Origin of the sequence: Amphibacillus cookii, from assembly GCF_016908375.1 — a bacterium.
Lineage (GTDB): Bacteria > Bacillota > Bacilli > Bacillales > Amphibacillaceae > Amphibacillus_C > Amphibacillus_C cookii.
This window is the reverse complement of record NZ_JAFBDS010000003.1, coordinates 217,598-236,584: the sequence shown is the minus strand read 5'-3', so window position 1 is coordinate 236,584 and position 18,987 is coordinate 217,598. Positions and strand designations below refer to the sequence as shown.

17 protein-coding genes and 1 riboswitch are annotated in these 18,987 nt (G+C 37.9%); of the genes, 11 read left to right on the top strand and 6 right to left on the bottom strand.

Translation table 11 applies throughout. The annotated features are described in order from the left end of the window. Positions 1-4: 4 nt before the first annotated feature. Entirely contained in the window at positions 5-1,531 is a 1,527-nt protein-coding gene (gene ahpF, locus JOE23_RS06300) for an alkyl hydroperoxide reductase subunit F (protein WP_239585293.1), read from the bottom strand. A 14-nt stretch (positions 1,532-1,545) separates the two neighbouring features. Next, the gene (ahpC, locus tag JOE23_RS06295) at positions 1,546-2,112 is read right to left on the bottom strand and encodes an alkyl hydroperoxide reductase subunit C (RefSeq protein WP_204436653.1); all 567 of its coding nucleotides are present in this window, start codon (positions 2,110-2,112) and stop codon (positions 1,546-1,548) included. 649 nt (positions 2,113-2,761) lie between these two features. Between ahpC and JOE23_RS06290 the strand changes: the two genes are divergently transcribed. From JOE23_RS06290 to JOE23_RS06275, 4 genes are read left to right on the top strand one after another with little or no spacing between them, the layout of a single operon-like run. Next, positions 2,762-4,417, top strand: a complete 1,656-nt coding sequence (locus tag JOE23_RS06290) for a thiamine pyrophosphate-binding protein (protein WP_204436652.1) — start codon at positions 2,762-2,764, stop codon at positions 4,415-4,417. Positions 4,418-4,435: 18 nt separating this feature from the next. Next, complete coding sequence (locus JOE23_RS06285; protein WP_204436651.1) at positions 4,436-4,813, top strand: carboxymuconolactone decarboxylase family protein; 378 nt, start codon at positions 4,436-4,438, stop codon at positions 4,811-4,813. 12 nt (positions 4,814-4,825) lie between these two features. Then, the gene (locus tag JOE23_RS06280) at positions 4,826-5,203 is read left to right on the top strand and encodes a hypothetical protein (RefSeq protein WP_204436650.1); all 378 of its coding nucleotides are present in this window, start codon (positions 4,826-4,828) and stop codon (positions 5,201-5,203) included. A gap of 21 nt (positions 5,204-5,224) precedes the next feature. Next, entirely contained in the window at positions 5,225-6,412 is a 1,188-nt protein-coding gene (locus JOE23_RS06275; RefSeq protein ID WP_204436648.1) for a methyl-accepting chemotaxis protein, read from the top strand. A gap of 135 nt (positions 6,413-6,547) precedes the next feature. On the opposite strand, the gene JOE23_RS06270 is transcribed toward JOE23_RS06275, so the two are convergent. Then, a complete protein-coding gene (locus tag JOE23_RS06270) occupies positions 6,548-8,452 on the bottom strand; it encodes a beta-glucoside-specific PTS transporter subunit IIABC (RefSeq protein WP_204436646.1) in 1,905 nt (634 codons plus the stop codon). A gap of 124 nt (positions 8,453-8,576) precedes the next feature. Continuing rightward, complete coding sequence (gene licT, locus JOE23_RS06265; protein ID WP_204436644.1) at positions 8,577-9,416, bottom strand: BglG family transcription antiterminator LicT; 840 nt, start codon at positions 9,414-9,416, stop codon at positions 8,577-8,579. Positions 9,417-9,796: 380 nt separating this feature from the next. Between licT and JOE23_RS06260 the strand changes: the two genes are divergently transcribed. Next, on the top strand, positions 9,797-10,084 hold the full coding sequence (locus tag JOE23_RS06260; RefSeq protein ID WP_204436634.1) for a hypothetical protein: 288 nt from the start codon (positions 9,797-9,799) through the stop codon (positions 10,082-10,084). A gap of 99 nt (positions 10,085-10,183) precedes the next feature. Here JOE23_RS06260 and JOE23_RS06255 read toward each other — a convergent pair whose 3' ends face one another. Then, positions 10,184-11,083 (bottom strand): DUF1002 domain-containing protein, encoded by a 900-nt coding sequence (locus JOE23_RS06255; RefSeq protein WP_204436631.1) that lies wholly within the window; start codon positions 11,081-11,083, stop codon positions 10,184-10,186. An 849-nt stretch (positions 11,084-11,932) separates the two neighbouring features. Here JOE23_RS06255 and JOE23_RS06250 point away from each other — a divergent pair. Next, a complete protein-coding gene (locus tag JOE23_RS06250; protein WP_204436629.1) occupies positions 11,933-12,415 on the top strand; it encodes an Lrp/AsnC family transcriptional regulator in 483 nt (160 codons plus the stop codon). Next, complete coding sequence (locus JOE23_RS06245; protein WP_204436627.1) at positions 12,415-13,026, top strand: LysE family translocator; 612 nt, start codon at positions 12,415-12,417, stop codon at positions 13,024-13,026. Before JOE23_RS06250 ends, JOE23_RS06245 begins: the two co-directional genes overlap by 1 nt. 371 nt (positions 13,027-13,397) lie before the next feature. Here JOE23_RS06245 and JOE23_RS06240 read toward each other — a convergent pair whose 3' ends face one another. Beyond that, positions 13,398-14,576: a pyridoxal phosphate-dependent aminotransferase gene (locus JOE23_RS06240; protein WP_239585292.1), complete on the bottom strand. Its 1,179-nt coding sequence runs from the start codon at positions 14,574-14,576 to the stop codon at positions 13,398-13,400. A 167-nt stretch (positions 14,577-14,743) separates the two neighbouring features. On the opposite strand from JOE23_RS06240, the gene JOE23_RS06235 reads away from it, so the two are divergent. From JOE23_RS06235 to JOE23_RS06220, 4 genes are all read left to right on the top strand, one after another. Then, the gene (locus tag JOE23_RS06235) at positions 14,744-15,847 is read left to right on the top strand and encodes an iron-containing alcohol dehydrogenase family protein (RefSeq protein WP_204436625.1); all 1,104 of its coding nucleotides are present in this window, start codon (positions 14,744-14,746) and stop codon (positions 15,845-15,847) included. Then, complete coding sequence (locus JOE23_RS06230) at positions 15,844-16,659, top strand: nitrilase-related carbon-nitrogen hydrolase (protein ID WP_204436624.1); 816 nt, start codon at positions 15,844-15,846, stop codon at positions 16,657-16,659. Before JOE23_RS06235 ends, JOE23_RS06230 begins: the two co-directional genes overlap by 4 nt. A gap of 69 nt (positions 16,660-16,728) precedes the next feature. After that, positions 16,729-16,831: riboswitch (SAM riboswitch) on the top strand. 281 nt (positions 16,832-17,112) lie between these two features. Beyond that, positions 17,113-17,925, top strand: a complete 813-nt coding sequence (locus JOE23_RS06225; RefSeq protein ID WP_204436623.1) for a MetQ/NlpA family ABC transporter substrate-binding protein — start codon at positions 17,113-17,115, stop codon at positions 17,923-17,925. 35 nt (positions 17,926-17,960) lie between these two features. Then, positions 17,961-18,986: a methionine ABC transporter ATP-binding protein gene (locus tag JOE23_RS06220; RefSeq protein WP_204436622.1), complete on the top strand. Its 1,026-nt coding sequence runs from the start codon at positions 17,961-17,963 to the stop codon at positions 18,984-18,986. Position 18,987: the final 1 nt, after the last annotated feature.

The following is an 18,987-nucleotide window of genomic DNA, read 5'->3' as shown; positions in this document are numbered from 1 at the left end:
ATAGTTAGTTTCGAATCAGGTAATCAAAGGCACCTAAAGAAGCAGTTGCACCAGATCCCATTGATACAATAATTTGTTTATATGGGGTATCTGTACAGTCGCCTGCAGCAAATACGCCTGGTAAGCTTGTTTGACCATGCTTATCAATTACAATTTCACCCATGCGATTACGTTCGACGGTATCACCTAGCCAATCGGTGTTAGGAACGAGACCGATTTGAACGAAGACACCAGCGAGTTCAATATGAACCTCGTCATTTGTATCTCGATCTACATAAGTGATCCCATTGACTGTCTCATCACCTGTAATTTCTGTAGTCTGAGCGTTTAATATAACCGTGACGTTAGGCAGGCTATGAAGACGTTCTTGTAAGACTGCATCAGCCTTTAATTCTGGCAAGAACTCAAGTACGGTTACGTGCTTCACGATACCAGCTAAATCAATAGCTGCTTCTACACCAGAGTTACCTCCGCCAATAACGGCGACGTCCTTGCCTTCAAATAATGGGCCATCACAGTGTGGACAGTAAGCGACACCTTTATTTTTGAACTCGGCTTCGCCTGGCACACCGATATTTCGCCAGCGTGCACCTGTTGAAATAATAACAGACTTACTTTGTAGGGTAGCCCCATTATTAAGTTCAACTTCAAATAAGTCTTTCTTTTCGAGTTTTGTAGCTTGCAAGCTCTTCATGATATCAACGTCATAGTCATTGACATGTCCTTCTACACTTGCCATTAATTTAGGTCCTTCAGTATAAGATGTACTAATGAAATTCTCAATACCTAATGTATCCATCACCTGACCACCAAAACGGTCTGCGACTAGGCCGGTGCGAATCCCTTTACGCGCTGCATAGATTGCTGCACTGGCCCCGCCAGGACCACCACCGACAACGAGCACATCAAATGGATCTTTCTCACTGATTACACTTGCATCAGGGCCGGATCCTACTTTGGCTAGAATGTCATCAAGTGTCATACGTCCTGATTCCATGAACTCTCCATTTAGATAAACGGATGGAACGGCCATGATGTTTTTACTTTCAACTTCATCTTTAAATGCCGCCCCATCAACCATTGTATGGGTGATGTTAGGATTTAATACACTCATAATGTTCAAAGCTTGCACAACATCAGGGCAGTTATGACAAGACAAACTAACATAAGTCGTAAAATGATACTCGCCATCAATAGCTTTAATTTGTTCAATTTGGCTATCTTCAATTTTAGGTGCGCGACCACTTACTTGCAGTAAAGCCATTACAAGTGAGGTGAATTCATGACCAAGGGGAACACCGGCGAAAGTAACGCCGGTTTCCTCACCTTTACGACTAATACTAAAGCTTGGTGTACGCTCCAATTTAGTCTCTTCAACGGTAATCATTGAAGACATTGATGAAATTTCATCAACAAGCTCTTTTGTTTCTGTAGAAAATTTATCATCACCAAGACTTACTTTAATAACAATATCATTTTCCAAGAGCTCCATATATTGATTAAGCTGTTGTTTAATCTCTTGTTCCAACATAATTATCAAGCTCCTTAAATTTTGCCGACGATATCTAGGCTAGGCTTAAGTGTTTCTTGTCCTTCTTCCCATTTTGCAGGACAAACTTCACCTGGATTCTTGCGTACATATTGAGCTGCTTTTACTTTATTAATAATTGTACTTGCATCACGGCCGATTCCACCTGCGTTAATTTCAACCGTTTGAATAACACCGTCTGGATCAATTAAGAATGTACCACGATCAGCCAATCCACTTTCTTCATCTAAAACATCAAAGTTACGAGAAATCGTTTGAGATGGGTCACCAATCATAATATATTCAATTGAACTTACAGCTGTTGAATGCTCATGCCATGCTTTGTGCACAAAGTGCGTGTCTGTAGACACACCATATACTTCAACATCTAATTTTTTAAGTTCATCATATTCTTTTTGTAGATCTTCTAATTCAGTCGGGCAAACGAATGAAAAATCTGCCGGATAAAAACAAACCACACTCCACTTACCTTTGAAATTTTCTTCTGTAACTTCAAAGAAATCTTTACCTGCTTGAAATGCTTGTGCTGCGAATGGTTGTACTTCTGTTCCAATAAGAGACATAAACTGTCGTCCTCCTTAAATTTTTTTAATAGAATGTATTGCTAAGCACTTATTGACTTAAGTTATTAACAATAATAATTCTAATTCGATATAAGTTATTATAAAGTATCCATTTTATTTGTCAAGGATTATGATTAGAAATGAATAGCAATGAAAAAGACTGTTATTTCAATAGTGTATAACAGAATCGCTTAAATATACATGTAAAGAATTTTAGTAGATTGCTGATGGAAGATTTCTCTTTTTATTATCGTTTAAATTAATTTATTTGATAACCGTCAACAAAATTACTAATTCATACTGATGTTTTGACAAAAGGGATTGGCGAAAAAAGTAAAATGAGGGCTGGTTATCCCGTTGTGGTTATTAGTACCTATTAAGGAGTAATACGTGAAGGTAAGGGCGAAATCATTATTAAATCAGGCTGTGAAATGTAAAAAATATAACAGTCATCTGTTTTCGGATGACACCTGTTAGGTTAAAAAGAAATGGGTCTTTTGTCATATTTTATAAAAAATATTCAATTAATAGATATATTTACCGATAATTGTCGATATAAAGGGAGTATCTATTTTAGATTTCCTCCACTTCTATGTGACTTTAGTTGTGGGGTATCTAAAAACTATTTATCTATAAGGAGGTGAAGAATATGGCGAACTTGGCAACATACATTGCAGAAGCTGTAAAACAGCAAGGCTGTGAAAAAGTTTTTGGTATCCCGGGAAAACCACTCGTCCCATTGATTAGTGCAATTGAACAACAAGGTTTAGATTTTGTCTTGGCTCGTCATGAAGGCGGAGCTGGTTTTATGGCTACTGGGTATGCCTTGCAAAATCATACACTAGGTGTAGCTGTAGGGACATCGGGACCAGGCGGTACGAATTTACTAACTGCTGCTGGCCAGGCAAAAGCCTTTCACGCACCTGTATTGTTTATTACCGGTCACCCCCCTTTACAAGATGAAGGAAAAGCATTAGGGCAAGATTCAAGCTTTTTTGGAACGGATTTAGTTCAGTTGTTTAAGCCGCTTACTAAATTTAGTGCCAGGATAGACGATGTTAAGTTGTTAAAGAGCTATTTACAACATGCGTTGCAGAATGCTTTAACCGGTGATAAAGGTCCAGTTCATTTATCAATTCCGATGGATGTATTAATGGCCGAAGTTTCGGATGTTGAAGTACCCAATTGGGAGATTGATGATAGCACGATTTCTGGACATCTAAGTCTCGTTAAAGACAAATTAATTGAAGCCAAACGACCACTTTTATTACTAGGGAAAGGTGTTCATATTGCAAATGCATATCATCCTGTTCAGAAATTTGCAGAAACATGGCAAATTCCTGTTATGACAACACCGGGGGGAAAGGGTGCTTTTCTTACTAATCATCCACTATCTTTAGGTAGTTTTGGATTAGGTGGAACAACAGCCTCAGAAGCGTATCTTAAAGAAGGTGTCGATGTCATGATTGTAGTTGGATCAAAGCTTTCTGATATGTCGACGGCTGGATTAAGTGAAGATTTATACCCTAAAGCGATTATTCAGTTTGATACTGACCCTACCTTTATTGGTAAAAGTCTTCCGGTAGAGACTTTGTTTATTAAAGGTGATGCGCGAGAAAATCTCTTACAGTTAAATCAGAATTTTCAACCTGCACAAAAGTTGAGCGAACGTGATCTAACAAAATATTGGTTGGATGAACAGAAGCTGAGAGACACGGTCAAAAATAACTTTGAACGCGCAGAACGACTATCTACCGCCTCTGTTATGTTGAAACTAAGAGAGCTTTTGCCTGCTGAGACGATTGTTTTTGGTGATGATGGCAGTCATACGTTTTATGGAATTAAGTATTTCGATATTGTGAAGCATGGCACCTTCTATTTTGATGATGTTTTTGGTGCGATGGGGCATGGGTTAGGTCTTGCCATTGGTGCTAAAATAGCAAAACCACAAGATCCGATTGTATGCTTGGTTGGTGATGGCTGTTTAATGATGCACGGCATGGAACTATCGACGGCTGTTGATCAAGGAGCAAATGTGCTTTTTATTGTTCTAAATAACGGTATGCTTGACATGGTTGATAAGGGAATGAAACGAATGACTGGTGGCAAGTCAATCGGTGTGCAATATGCCTTTGGTATTGATGCAACACAATTTGCAGCGTCTTTAGGTGCGAATAGTACGCGTTGTAAGACACTAGATGATCTGACAATAGCAGTAGAACAAGGGTTATCCGCTCAAGGCCCAACAGTCATTGAAGTGTTAACATGGCAGGATGAAGTTCCCCCTACGTTAAAACGCAGTTAATCAAAAGAGGGTGAGATAATGGATAAACGAGAAATGGGATGGAAAAAAATAGAGGAATTAGCTGGCCAATCTGGCATTGATTCAATGAAGGCAGTAGAAGAATTTTCTCCTCGGTTAGCCAAATTGGCATTAGAGTTTGGTTATGGCGATGTTTATGCAGATGATCAACTTGATTTGAAGCAACGGGCATTGGTGACCTTGTCTTCATTGATTACTCAAGGTGATCCTGGAAGAGGTTTAGCCTATCATTTCCGTGCAGCATTAAATGTTGGTTTAAGGCAGGAGCAAATATTAGAGGTTATCAATCATTGTAGTGCCTATGCTGGTTTTCCAAAATCAATCCATGCTCTACATATCTTTAAAGATGTACTTTCACAAGATGAAACAACAAACTAGGAGGAAAATAAAATGGCAAAATACGAAACGAAAGAGTATAAAGATGTATTCTATTTTAAATATAATGAAATGGCAACAACAGTAGAAGAGGCAAAACAGCAATCTGATGTGGTGAGACAAGCTTTACAGAAGCCCCATATTAAGAAATTCTTAAACGACAATAGTGCGATTCAAGCTGTGGCAAAGCCTGAAGTTAATCAGGTTTGGGGACAGCTTATGCAAGATATAGCTAAACATGTCGAGAAGAATGCTACTGTAGCTCCCAATGTGACATTAAAAATGCAGTTAAATCGACTATCAAGAGGTGCCGGTACACATAATACGGTAAAAGCCTTTACTAGTTTAGACGAAGCGTTAAAATTCCTAGATGTTCCAGATATGACTTTATAATAAAATGGGGCGAATATAATTATGAATGTAAAGGAAAAAAAATTACTGACAGAAGATCATGGGTTTATGATAAAGATGATATCCATTGCTTTTATAGCTGTAATTGTGCCAATTGTAGCGTTAACGCTAATCAATACATTATTTGTTTTTAGCTTAACGAGTTGGATTTATTGGTTGACGGTTATCGCTGTGATTGCAATTGTGATGCTTGGCTCGTTTGTTTATGCGCGTGAGATGGTCAAATCTATGCAACCATCAGAACGAGAAGTAGTGACCCCTATTGAGAGTCAGTCGACAGATGAAGGGATAAAAGATCTAGCTGGACAAGCAGATTCTATTTCAGCGCAGTTGATGTCAACAACGAGTGAAACGAGTCATGCGGTTAATGAGATATCCACAACGATGCAAGATATGGCTGCTGGAGCAGATGCACAAGCCAATGAAATTCATGACATTAATCAAACATCAGGTCAAATATTTTTCAGTCTACAAGAGGTAGGGGAAAGTATTAAATTTGTTTCAGAAACATCACATCAAGCGATCGATCAAACAAAAAACGGTGATCAAGCGGTTGAAAAAATTACGAAGCAAATGGACTTAATTGGAAACCAAGTTAAAGAGTCGATTGAGGTCGTTCACCAACTGGATCAAAAGACAGACCAAGTTAATGATATTCTTTCACTAATAACAGATATTTCTAATCAAACCAACTTACTTGCGCTGAATGCAGCTATTGAAGCTGCTCGTGCAGGCGAGCATGGCAAGGGCTTTTCTGTTGTAGCCGACGAAGTTCGCAAGTTAGCAGAGCAAACAAATGGTGCAACGAGCAAAACACAAGTTCTTATTCAAGAGATACAAGCTGGTACGTCACAAGTTATCGATGTCATTACTGAGAGTGCAAACTCGATTAAGAGTGGTGTATCGTTAAATGATGATGTGAAACAGGTGTTCCAAGATATTGCGATGAACGTTGATGAAGTGGATGAATTTGTGCAAGATTTAAACACGGCGATTACTGATGTGACAACAAATATGAATCAAGTTCACAAATCTATCGAAACGGTATCAAATACAGTTAATGATTCTAATGGAAACATTGAGAATATCGTTGCTGTTATTGAGCAATTGAATGCATCGATGCAGGAAATTTCTAGTTCTGCTAATATTTTATCTGGTGTGGCAAGTGATTTAAACCAACACATACAGTAATGGGTACCTTGAATAACTTAAGATAATGGTATCAAAGTTGTAATAGAAACAGGAAGAAGCGTTTAACTGACGCTTCTTCCTGTTTCTTTATCACAGATAGCCGTCCGTAAAACACCCATTGATGGAAGTTTCGTTTTATCGGATAACTTTAATGATTTCTGTACCTGTCTCTACTTGTGACTCATTTAAACTAATGATATCCCCATAGTCTGTTGAGTTAGTAATCACAATAGGTGTTATCGTTGGGAAACCTTTACTTGAAATGCTTTCTAAATCAAAAGTCAACAGTTGATCACCAGTCTGAACGCGCTGACCTTTCTCAATGAAATATTGATAACCTTCCCCTTCTAGCTGAACCGTGTCAATACCAACATGGATAAGGAGTTCAAGTCCGGCATCCGTCGTTAAGCCAATCGCATGCTTGGAGTCGAAGATTGCAGATACTGTTCCAGAGATCGGTGAGACAACGACCCCTTCGGCGGGTTTTATTGCAACACCCTTACCTAAAATTTCTTCCGAAAACATGCCATCTTCTACAGCAGCTAAGGAAACAACTTCCCCTTTTATTGGTGCAAGAATAACCTCTTCAGAAATTCTGTTGCTTGTTGGTTCAAGGGTTACATCACCAATATCAGCATTAACTTCTTCCGTATCATCTACTAATCCATCTTCTTCTGGAGTCGGATCTTTATAAAGAATATAAGAAACGATAAAGGCAATAATGATACTAATAATAGCGCCAATTGTAGCGAAGGTAAAATAGCTTAATGTATCATCACCAATATAACTAGGTAAAGTTAATAGGCCAGGCGCTCCACCTGCGAAGTTGCGGACTCTGAAAATACCCATAAATAACCCGCCGATACCACCACCAATCATGGCAGCATATAGAGGTGTTTTAAATCGCAAATTAACACCGTATAAAGCAGGTTCGGTAATACCAAATATCCCAGTTAAACCCGCTGATGAAGCCAATTGTTTGATTGTTGAATCTTTACTCTTAAAACCAACAGCTAAAGCAGCGGCACCTTGTCCAACGTTTGATGCTAGCATGCCGGGATAAATGACCGTATCGTAACCAGATACCATACGGTTGTTAATGCCAATCGGCACAAGGCCATAGTGTGTACCTGTAGCAACGAAAAGTGGTGAAAGTGCACCTAATAATGTAGGGACTAACCATGGGCTAACATTTTCAAGCGTTGTAATTCCAGCAGAAATACCGTCACTAATAAAGTGCCCAAGTGGTCCAATAATAACAATTGAAGCTGTTCCTACTATTGCAATCGTAATTAAAGGTTTACTAAAGAATTTAATTGCTTTTGGTGATATACGATCAGCAATAGGTTCTATATAAGACATGAACCAAACAGCTAATATAATTGGAATAACAGAAGAAGAGTAAGTGACCGGTGTAACAGGTAAGCCAAATACGCTAATCCCTTCTGTTCCTTCTAATCCTTGAACCATAGCGACAAAGTTAGGGTGTAACAAAATCCCACCAACCATCATAGCGAGATAAGCATTTGTTTTAAATTTTTGTGCAGATGAAGCAGCTAGTAAAATAGGCAAGAAATAAAAAGCAGCATCAGCCATAAAATCAACCACTTGATAGGTTTGGCTTTCATCATTAACGACGTTAAAAACGACTAACAAAGATAGCACGGCTTTTAACATACCTGCTGCTGTTATTGCTGGTAATATCGGTGTGAAAATTCCGGTAATGGTATCAATTACTTTTGCTAATGCAGAGCGGTCATCTTTATTATCATCCTGATCCTCGTCGCTTCCCAGTGATGGGACTTCATTAATAATTTCTTTGTATACACTGCTGACGTCACTACCAATAATAATTTGGTATTGACCACCTTTAGAGACTACTCCCATGATTCCGGGTGTATGCTTTAATTTATCGGTATTGGCAACTTTATCATCTTTTAGATTAAATCGTAAACGGGTGGCGCAATGCCCTAAGCTAGAGACGTTTTGTTCGCTGCCGATGTTATCTAAAATTGTTTTAGCTAAATCATTGTAATCCATCTTACATTTCCTCCTCTAAGGATTGCAAAAAAAATACCTAAATAGATCCCTTGGACTCAATTGACCTTGAGTAAGGAATTTATCTAGGTATAGCCTGCTTGACCAGTAACAATCCTATATATATTTACTTATTACTTGTAATTCGTCTAATGTGAATGGTTAGGTAAATCATTTCATCTTCTTTTAAGTCACGACCAAATTCTTTAATGATATAATCGCGAACTTTTAATGCACATAAATATTCTTCTTTATAACGTTCCTTAAGCATGAATAGAAATCCAGCATCCTTATTTTCTTCAAGCTCTACACCACTATATAAACGATGGACAAAAAATTTCAAGTGTGTAATAAAACGTTCATAATTCAATGAGTACTCGTCTAAATCCATTTTATAGTAGTATTTGATGATGTTGAGGATATTCTGGATAATCTGAGTCATTTCAGATACTTCACTAACTTTAGACATATCTAATTCTGCGTTAACAATGTGTAACGCGATGAAACCGGCTTCATCCTCAGGTAAAGAAATACCCAATTTGTTTTTGATAATGACTAAAGCTTCTTTCCCAATTAAAAATTCATGATTGTAAAAACGTTTAATTTCCCACAATAGTGCATTTTTAATCGGTAATGCTTTCTTGTGGCGTTCGATAGCATAATCAATATGGTCAGTAAGGGTAAGGTAAATATTTTCGCTTAATTTCTTTCCTAAAGATACTTTAGCAAAGCTAATGATTTCATTGGCAACTTGTAAGTGCTCTAACTCGACATTAGCAAGTAGTTGCGTCAATTTATTCGTATTTGTATCTTTATTACTTGTGTATATTTTTTCAACAGCATCTTCATCAATGGGATCGCCAACCTGCTTCTTAAAACCAATCCCTTTTCCCATGACCAACACTTCATTGTTTGCGCTATCAATAGATTTGACAATGTTATTGTTAATCACCTTTTTTACTTTCACAACTGCTATCTCCTTAGTGAGACTGAATCAGCTAGCTAATTTAAATCATGTATTGTAGAAATCAAGTATAGCCCACGGAAGTGGTAACAACCTTGACTGTAATACTTATTAGATCATATGGTATATTTAATGTCAACCCCATTTTGCTATGTGTTAAAGATAAAGCTAGCAAAATAAACCGGAAAGTAAGCCCTTTTTCATATAATAATTACTTTTCATAGTTTAGGATAAATGTTAGTTGATAAATGACTGCTTAGAAGAAATTATGCCCCGCTTCTTTCTACTATCTCCTTGTGTTCCTCTCCCCACTTAGCCATAAATCGCAAGAATTTGTCGGAACATTAGGTTTATCATTACCCCGTTTGGAGTTGGTTAAAACAATGGATATCAATGAACTAACAAAGATCAGTTATCAATTATCAAAGAAAATATGGACTCACAGTTTTAAGTTTGCAAATGTAGTCGATCCATTAATACATCCTTCTAGTCAAAATCACACGCTTATTTCTATTGATTTTAGAGTGCAATTAATTGATATTTTTGCTGAGTCTATTATATTCTCACAATCAACAGATATGGGAGCTCTTACAAGTTGGTGTGATCAAATGGCAACTCAATTGATCGAGCAAGATGATCGTCTTGATTCTGCGATTCAGCACATCAATTGAAAAGAGGCGTAAATAGGACCTACAATCCCCAAAAAAAGAAGCGCTGAATTCAGCGCTTCTTTTTCATTATATCCTTAATCCAAATGCACTTACCTTTGATTAATTGTTAGAGAAAACGGACAAGAACCATTCCCAAATCGATTGGAAAAAGCCGATAATACTTTGGATAACATTTTGTCCCTCTTCACTCTCTGCGAAATCACTAATCCAGTCGCGTGTAGCATCGATCGTATCGGTTACTTTACCCCAATCAATGTTCAAATTACGTAGATTATTGAACAACGAAACCAATTGCTCAAGCTGGTCTTGACTTAAGCTAATACCAAGCTCATCAGCCAAGCGTGAGATCAGATCGCGGACATCTTCGGCAGACTGCGGATTTTCTTGATCAATACGCTCTTTTATCTGGTTCATAAAATCAACCGCTTCGTCTTCATCTATGTCTTCATCTTCAGCTAACTCAGCGGTGACTACCATTTCTTCGTTTGCTGCTTGCTTGACTTCTTCATCAATGGTTTCCCCAGTTGATGCTTCGTATGCTTTCATAATGCCAGTTAATGCGCCTGTTCCTGATACAGTGAAAGGGGCTGTAGCATAAATTTCTGCGCCACTGACACCTGCTGTGGCAAGTGCATTCGTGTACATGGCACCAGTAATATAATTAATATTATTTGTCGTTACGGCAACGCCTGTATTATCATTTCTTAATGTAATTCTTGCAGATGAAATAGCGTTTGTACCGATTTGACTTGCCGGAATATAATCACCTAAATAATTGTGTTCTTCTTCATTAGTGACATAAATAATCTCTACTTCATCTTCGTCAGTAATGCCCATGTCTTCTAAAACAGTTGCTCGCTGTGATTGTGATAGATCTTCACCTAGTGTCACAATTGTTTCACCTTCAATGGCATCAGCTAATGCAATCGGGATACTCGTATATATAAAAAAAGTGACCGCAAGTAATGTGATGCAACTTGTAGCAATTAATTTCTTCATTTAAATAATCTCCTTTTTTATAAACATCTTTTAGTTCTTCGCCAACCTATACCTATTTTACTACATCTGAAACATCTTGTCCGCTTTTACTTATCTATATAACTATGTTCGTCAATTGAAAACAGACTAACTTTTAAAGTAAACAAGAGGAAAGAGTTAAATAGCATGGCTTAGCACACAAGACCTCACCCTTGCAAGTTGATGTTTAGCTCTATATGTCATCCACTTGCAAAGCTTTTTTTAGTGATCGCGAAAAGGTATGATCACGACTAAACAAAAGTTGCCTCAATATAGTTACTGACGAACGCTAGACGTTTTTTGTTACGTATATAAAATGAGAAATGAATAATTTCCTGTTTTAGTATACATTTGAATGCGTTCCATCATTCGGTTATTTGTAGTTAAAGGCGAACGATGTGCAAGTTGTCAATAAGTGAAGGAAAATCAATCGATGAGGCGCTAAGCGAAAAAGCATCAGTGAACGCCTTCAATGTTTTTGTTTATATTGAAAATAGGGTTCGTCTTCAGTAATGAGTGAGCATGAAATGGATTCAGTTAGGTGTATTATAACAATTCATCCGATTGAAGACACTTGATTTAAAGTCATTTTAAAGGTAAAGTAAGTCACTTTCAGCATGACATCATGAGTGAGGGTTTTCCACTGAAAGAAATATAATTCATAGGATTAAGGTTTTAATTAAATTGGTGTAAAGGTGTTCGCTATGTCTTTTAATTTATTTTCGAAAGTGAATAAGGCCATTTAATTAATATTATAATGTTTAATTAGGTTGTTTTTTTCGTAAATGAATAATATAATATTAGAAAATTAATAAAAAAAGGGTGATGATATTGGATTCGTTTGATTATAAAATTATCAAGGTATTAATGACTAATGGAAGGGTTACGTGGTCAGAATTAGCATCTCAAATTGGTTTATCTGCCCCAGCTATTGCAGATCGTGTGAATCGACTTGTTAAAAGTGATGTTATTAGGGGGATTAGTGCACGTGTTAATAGTAGCGCTGCCGGGATAGAAACCACTGCTTTTGTTACCGTTTCGCTAGAAAGGCCAGCATTTAGGGCTCCTTTTTTACAACTAATTTCCAATTTAGATGAAGTTCAAGAGTGTCATCATATTGCAGGAGAAGATGATTATTTATTGAAAATTCGTTGTAGAAATACAAGAGATCTAGACAGAGTTATTAGTTATGAAATTAAAAGTGTTGAAGGTGTAACAAAGACAAAAACAACAATTGTAATGGATACGGCAAAAGAAACGTCTCTTATACCACTACAAAAAGATAAGTTTGATTATTTAGAGGTGGAAGATTAATGTTCAGTGAAATGCTATTAAAAGGATTGGTGATTGGTTTAACCATAGCTGCACCAGTAGGGCCGATTGGTGTTTTATGTATTCGTCGAACGCTTGAACAGGGGAAGCTAATTGGATTTATTTCTGGTTTAGGTGCAGCAACAGCAGATGGAATATATGGATTATGTGCCGGCTTGGGTTTGACATTTATGACTAATTTTTTAATTGGCTGGCAGTGGTGGTTGCAATTAATCGGGGGCGTCTTCTTAATTTATCTTGGAGTAAGCCTATTCTTTTTAAGGTCTTCACGTATATCACCTAAAACTAAAGGGACTCGGTCTTTGGCGGCGTATTCATCTACCTTTTTTTTAACGTTAACTAATCCAGTTACTATATTAGCCTTTGTTGCTATTTTTTCTAATTTGGGTATTATAGAAACCGATTCAACAATCATGAGTTTAATGTTAGTTTTAGGAGTATTTCTAGGTTCAATAGTATGGTGGCTGTTCCTTTGTAGTATAGCTGGATTAGTAGCTAATCGTGTGAATGGCTTTTCTTTCATATGGATTAATCGAATATCAGGGTCTATATTGTTATTATTTGGATTACTGTCTTTATATAGACTTATCTAAGAAAGTTTTGACTTAGGGTAAAATAAATGACTAGTTCAATGTGTTGCATCATTCGGATTTAGCTGAATTTATCTCAAGATGATTACACGATTGATTTCTATTTGCTTATAGATGTGAAATAATCAAAACGAGGTCGGGCCAAAACTAGCCTCAATGAATAAAAAGGGTTAATTTACGGTTTCTCGTAAATTAACCCTCTTGTACAATTGTTTGGAATCTTCAAGTATTGGCAATGCATTTTCTTAAATTCACTGCAGAGCACCTCCGCAAATTATTGTGTAGTTACTTTAATTTTACCTAAGGTACGCTTTTTTTATTGTTTTTTGTCAGAATAATCAATAGACCGGATAATGATGCATAGTAGGTGTCAATTAATTATTAAACAGTTTAAGTTGTTTAATACGATTTGCTGCTTCAACTAATCGTTCAACTGGTGTGACAAGTCCAGCGCGAACATAGCCTTCACCATATTTTCCAAATCCATTTCCTGGTGCTACAACTACATGGGCGTGTTCCAATAAATAATCAGCAAATGCTTGAGAACTATAGCCTTCCGGTACTTTCAACCAGCAGAAGAATGTTCCCTTCGGTGCTTTTACCTCCCAACCGGCTTTGTTTAAAAGTGAGATAAACTGATCACGACGCTCTTGATAGATCGCTGTTAATGCGAGCGTTTCATCTTGTGGGCCGAGTAGCGCTTCCATAGCTGCGTCTTGAATAGCACCGAAAAGACTTACATACATGTGGTCTTGAATCAAATTAAGCTGTTCAATCACAGAGGCATTTCCTACAGCAAATCCAACTCGCCAGCCTGCCATATTGTAAGCCTTTGATAAGGTAAACATTTCAATGCCCACATCTTTAGCTCCTTTAGTTTGTAAGAAACTTCGAGCTTTTTCGCCGTCGAACCCAATCGAAGCATAGGCAAAGTCATGGCAAACACAAATCTGATGTTTTTTGGCTACAGCGACGGTTTCAGCAAAGAACTCGGCTGTAGCCACCGCTGCAGTTGGATTATTCGGGTAGTTTAAGAACATCAATTTTGTTTGGTCGAGCTTTTCGTTAGCTATTGTTTTAAAATCTGGTAAAAATTGATTTGATGCTAACAATGGCATGCTTTCTGCTTGAGCATGAGCTAATGCAATACCAGATAAATAGTCGGGATACCCCGGATCTGGTAAAAGGGCAAGATCTCCAGGATTGAGTAAGCATTGGCTAAGTTCTACTAAGCCTGTTTTTGATCCGGGTAAAACAGCAACTTCTGTTTCTGGATTAAGTGTTACGCCATATTCACGAAGATAAAAATTAGCTACAGCCTCTTTTAAAAATGAATGACCACGAAACGGTGAATATTTATGATAAAGGGGGTTAGGTGCAGCCTCTTGTAAAGCAGTAACGATCCGATCGGGCGTGGGTAAATCAGGGTTTCCTTGACCGAGATTAATGACATCATGTCCAGCATCGACCATTGCTTGTGCACGATGTACTAAACGTGCGAAAAACTGTTCTGGTAAACGCTGTAGTGCAGTTGAAGGTTGAAATTCAATCATTGATCAGACACCTCATTATTTCTTGAAAGTTGTAAAAACAATCATAGTCAATGTCTTTCGATTTGTAAAGCTTGAATTAAGATAATTTTGAATCTTGACACAATAAGGGGGGAGTGGGATAATTTGCACCAATACAATTGAAATTGATCTGGTGAGGAGTGGATGGTATGGAGACGATTCAAGTGCAAGGTGCCCCTAATCTATATCGTTGCCATAAAGGTGCGTTGAGTGAACTGAAACAAGTGATCATAAAGGAACAATGGAAGAAAGGGTTACTTGTTCATGGGACTGATTCTTGGACAGTTGCTTCTCCATTTATTCAATCATTAAACCTGCCGCTGGTGGCTACACGGTATCATGGTGAATGTACAAGGGAAGAGGTCATGCGCATAGCTACTTTAGCGCTAGAAGAAGGCGTTGATTATATTCTTGGTGTCGGTGGAGGGAAAATTATTGATTTGGTTAAAGCAACGGCTGACCGTTTACAACAGCCTTTTCTGCTTGTGCCAACCTTGGCATCAAATTGCGCGCCATGGACACCATTAAGTGTATTTTATGATCAGGAAGGTCGGTTTACTGATTATGTAGTCTTTTCACGAAATGCGTTCATGGTCGCGATTGAGCCTAATATTATTATGAATTCTCCGGCATCATTCTTACGAGCAGGTATTGGCGATACGTTAGCCAAATGGTATGAGGCTGATGTGCTCGTCAAACAACTTGACCATAAACCGATTTCGGTTAATGTAGCTGTTCATGCTGCACGGCTTTGCCATGATGTTTTACTTGAGCATGGTGCACAGGCGCTACAAGACCATGCTGAACAAAAAGTCACACGATCATTTATTCAAACGGTCGAAACGATTATAATGGCTGGGGGTATGGTAGGTGGATTTGGTGATCGCTATGGTAGAATTGCTGGAGCGCACTCGATTCACAATGGTTTAACGGTATTGCCGCAAACGCATGATAAGTTACATGGTGATAAGGTTGCCTATGGCATTCTTGTCCAACTCGCTTTAGAGAATCGATTTGAAGAAATTGAAAAATTATTACCTTACTATCGTCAATTAAAATTACCCACTTCTCTTAAAGATTTAGGCGTGATTGAACAACAGGATTTAGCGTTTGAACGGGTAGCAAAAGCAGCAACAAAAGCGACTGAATCGATTCACTTTATGGAACGATCGACCGAAGAAGCGGTAGCCCATACTATGAAACAGCTAGAAACATGGATAATGAGTAAACAAATACAGGATGTGATTGAGTGAAAATAGCGATTATTCAAATGGATATTGCTTTTGGCGACCCAGAGGCCAATCGTCGATATGTTAAACAGCAGGTCGAACAGGCTGTAGCCGAAGAAACAATCGATTTGTTTGTATTACCCGAACTTTGGACAACGGGCTATGATTTAGCTCGCTTTGATCAGATTGCTGAGCAGAGTGGAGAAATAACGATCGGGTTTATTGCTAAGCTAGCCAAGCAATATCAAGTCAATTTTGTTGCGGGGTCAATTGCGAATGCTAAAGAGACCGGCTATTATAATACCTTGATCGTGATTGATCGTCAAGGTGAACTTATTAAGCAATATGACAAAGTACATTTATTCCGATTAATGGAAGAAGAGAAGTTTTTGCAACAAGGAAGTATAGATGGTTTGTTTACGATTGACGATCAACAAGCTGCTGCTGTTATTTGTTATGATATTCGCTTTCCTGAATGGGTCAGAACCCATATGTTAAACGGAGCAAAAGTGTTATTTGTAGTGGCTGAATGGCCGAAACCAAGGATTGATCATTGGCGAACCTTGTTAATTAGTCGGGCAATTGAAAATCAGTGTTATGTTGTTGCATGTAATAGAATCGGGGAAGATCCCAATAATATGTTTGGCGGACATTCAATGGTTATTGGTCCGTGGGGAGAAATTATAGCGGAAGCAGATGACCAAGCAATGACTCTGCTCGCCAATATAACATGGGAGGAAGTCGATCGTGTGCGGAAAGAAATCCCAGTATATCAAGATCGGCGGACAGAATTGTACCAATCTTTGGATGGTTTCAAAAAAAATAGACAAATCTGAAAAAAAGGTTTGACTTCTGTGTGTAGCCATTGTAAAGTAATAAGCACAATATAAATAACGAATAGCATATTCTTATCCAGAGAGGTGGAGGGACTGGCCCTTTGAAGCCTCGGCAACAGACGTTATCCGTCACTGTGCCAAATCCAGCAAGCGATCGCTTGAAAGATAAGAAGAGTTAACTTTATCTAGTTAAACCCTCTTCTTAAATTGATAAGAAGAGGGTTTTATTATACGTTGGGAAACAATAAGATTAGCAAAGTCAAAACTTATAATTCCAAATATGTATAATAGGGCGAGCTTAATCGCTTAAGATTTAGTTAGTTTTTCAAAAGTCTAAATTTTTTAAGTATTTCGAATTCCATTTTTAGACTTGAGAGGTAAGTAAATATCACAAAGGATCAAGAGAGAAAAGGTGTTCAGCTATTCGTTATATTAAAACAAGGGGGAATTAACATGAAGAAGTTTCTTAGTTTGTTAGGAATAATTACTATTTTAACCATTTTAACAGCGTGTGGAGGGGGAAATGCTGAGGGAGACGCACTTTCCGAAGACGAGTTAACAGTAGGGGTTACAGCAGGACCGCACGAACAAATTATGGAAAAAGTAGCTGAGTTAGCTGAAGAAGAAGGTTTGACGATTAATGTTGAAGTTTTCCAAGAATATGTTATGCCAAATACAGCATTGGAAGAGGGAGAGCTAGACGCAAATAGCTATCAACACAAACCATTTTTAGATGATTTTATTGAAGATCGTGGCTATAATCTTGTTGATGTTGCAACAACGGTAAATTTTCCAATGGGGATTTACTCTACAGCAATTTCTGATGTTTCAGAACTAGAAGAAGGCGACTCAGTTGGGTTGCCAAATGATCCAACTAATGGTGCACGTGCTTTAATTTTATTCGAAGATGCTGGTCTTATTACTTTAGATGAGGAAGCTGGAACGTCAGCAACGGTATTGGACATTGTAGAAAATCCGTTAGATTTAAACTTTGTAGAACTAGAAGCATCACAAATTCCTCGTCAATTAGATGAATTGGCTGCTGCGACGATTAATACAAATTTTGCAATTGAGCATGGCTATGTACCGACTCAAGATTCAATTTTTATCGAACCTAGTGATTCGCCGTGGGTTAACTTACTTGTAGTTCGAGAGGAAAATCAAGATGATCCAGTGGTTCAGCAATTAATTGATCTTTATCAGTCAGAAGAAATCCAGCAGTTTGTGGATGAAACATTTGAAGGTTCAGTAGTCACTTCTTGGTAAGTATGGATATGTTTGAGGCGAAGGGGTAGATCGAGATGATCGAATTAAGGCATTTATCAAAGACATTTGAATCAAAAAAGAAAAATGAAGATGTGCTTGCACTTAATGATGTCAGTCTTCATGTTAAAAAAGGCGAAATCTTTGGTGTGATTGGCTACAGTGGAGCGGGGAAGAGTACCTTGGTTCGCTGTGTCAATTATCTAGAACGTCCGACGTCAGGCGAAGTCATTATAGATGGGGCCGAATTAGGGGAGATGTCAACAGAACAGCTTCGACAAGCCCGCCAGAATATTGGGATGATTTTTCAAGGCTTTAACCTTTTGACAACAGCTAATGTTTATGACAACATTGCGATCCCACTAAAATTGACAGGGGTATCGTCAAGTGAAATCAAAAAGCGTGTTGATAAATACTTAAATATTGTCGGTTTAGCTGATAAAAAGAAAGTTTTCCCTAACCAGCTTTCTGGTGGTCAAAAGCAACGTGTGGCTATTGCAAGGGCGTTATCTCATGAGCCTGAGGTGTTATTGAGTGATGAAGCAACAAGTGCGCTTGATCCTGAGACAACGGATGCTATACTCGATTTGCTACTCAAAATCAATCGAGAATTTGGGATAACGATCCTGTTGATTACACACGAAATGCATGTGATTCAGAAGATCTGTGATCAAGTCGCCGTTATGGAAAATGGTCAAGTGATTGAACAAGGTAAAGTTATCGATATTTATACACAGCCAAAAAACAAGACGACAGAGAAATTTGTGAGTAGTATTTTTCCTAGTGACATTCCTGATACCATTATTGATGACCTTGAAAAACAAGGCCCAATTATTAATTTAACTTTTGTCGGGCATTCTGCGGATCAACCGGCATTATCGATGTTATCTAAACAATTCGATATTCAGTCAAACATTTTATCAGGAAATATTGTTCAACTAAAGGATCAGCCGTTTGGTAAATTAACAGCACATATTCAGGGTGATAAAGTCGAGACAGATAAGGCTTTAGCCTATTTGCAAGAACAAGGTGTTAAGGTAAGTGAGGTGAAGCGACGTGGTTAAA

Coding starts and splice junctions, on each gene's coding strand:
- JOE23_RS06285 (WP_204436651.1), top strand. CDS start 4,436: ATGGATAAACGAGAAATGGGATGGAAAAAAATAGAGGAATTAGCTGGC.
- JOE23_RS06260 (WP_204436634.1), top strand. CDS start 9,797: ATGGATATCAATGAACTAACAAAGATCAGTTATCAATTATCAAAGAAA.
- JOE23_RS06225 (WP_204436623.1), top strand. CDS start 17,113: ATGAAGAAGTTTCTTAGTTTGTTAGGAATAATTACTATTTTAACCATT.
- ahpF (WP_239585293.1), bottom strand. CDS start 1,531: ATGTTGGAACAAGAGATTAAACAACAGCTTAATCAATATATGGAGCTC.
- JOE23_RS06240 (WP_239585292.1), bottom strand. CDS start 14,576: ATGATTGAATTTCAACCTTCAACTGCACTACAGCGTTTACCAGAACAG.
- JOE23_RS06235 (WP_204436625.1), top strand. CDS start 14,744: ATGGAGACGATTCAAGTGCAAGGTGCCCCTAATCTATATCGTTGCCAT.
- JOE23_RS06220 (WP_204436622.1), top strand. CDS start 17,961: ATGATCGAATTAAGGCATTTATCAAAGACATTTGAATCAAAAAAGAAA.
- JOE23_RS06270 (WP_204436646.1), bottom strand. CDS start 8,452: ATGGATTACAATGATTTAGCTAAAACAATTTTAGATAACATCGGCAGC.
- JOE23_RS06280 (WP_204436650.1), top strand. CDS start 4,826: ATGGCAAAATACGAAACGAAAGAGTATAAAGATGTATTCTATTTTAAA.
- JOE23_RS06290 (WP_204436652.1), top strand. CDS start 2,762: ATGGCGAACTTGGCAACATACATTGCAGAAGCTGTAAAACAGCAAGGC.
- ahpC (WP_204436653.1), bottom strand. CDS start 2,112: ATGTCTCTTATTGGAACAGAAGTACAACCATTCGCAGCACAAGCATTT.
- JOE23_RS06245 (WP_204436627.1), top strand. CDS start 12,415: ATGTTCAGTGAAATGCTATTAAAAGGATTGGTGATTGGTTTAACCATA.
- JOE23_RS06275 (WP_204436648.1), top strand. CDS start 5,225: ATGAATGTAAAGGAAAAAAAATTACTGACAGAAGATCATGGGTTTATG.
- JOE23_RS06255 (WP_204436631.1), bottom strand. CDS start 11,083: ATGAAGAAATTAATTGCTACAAGTTGCATCACATTACTTGCGGTCACT.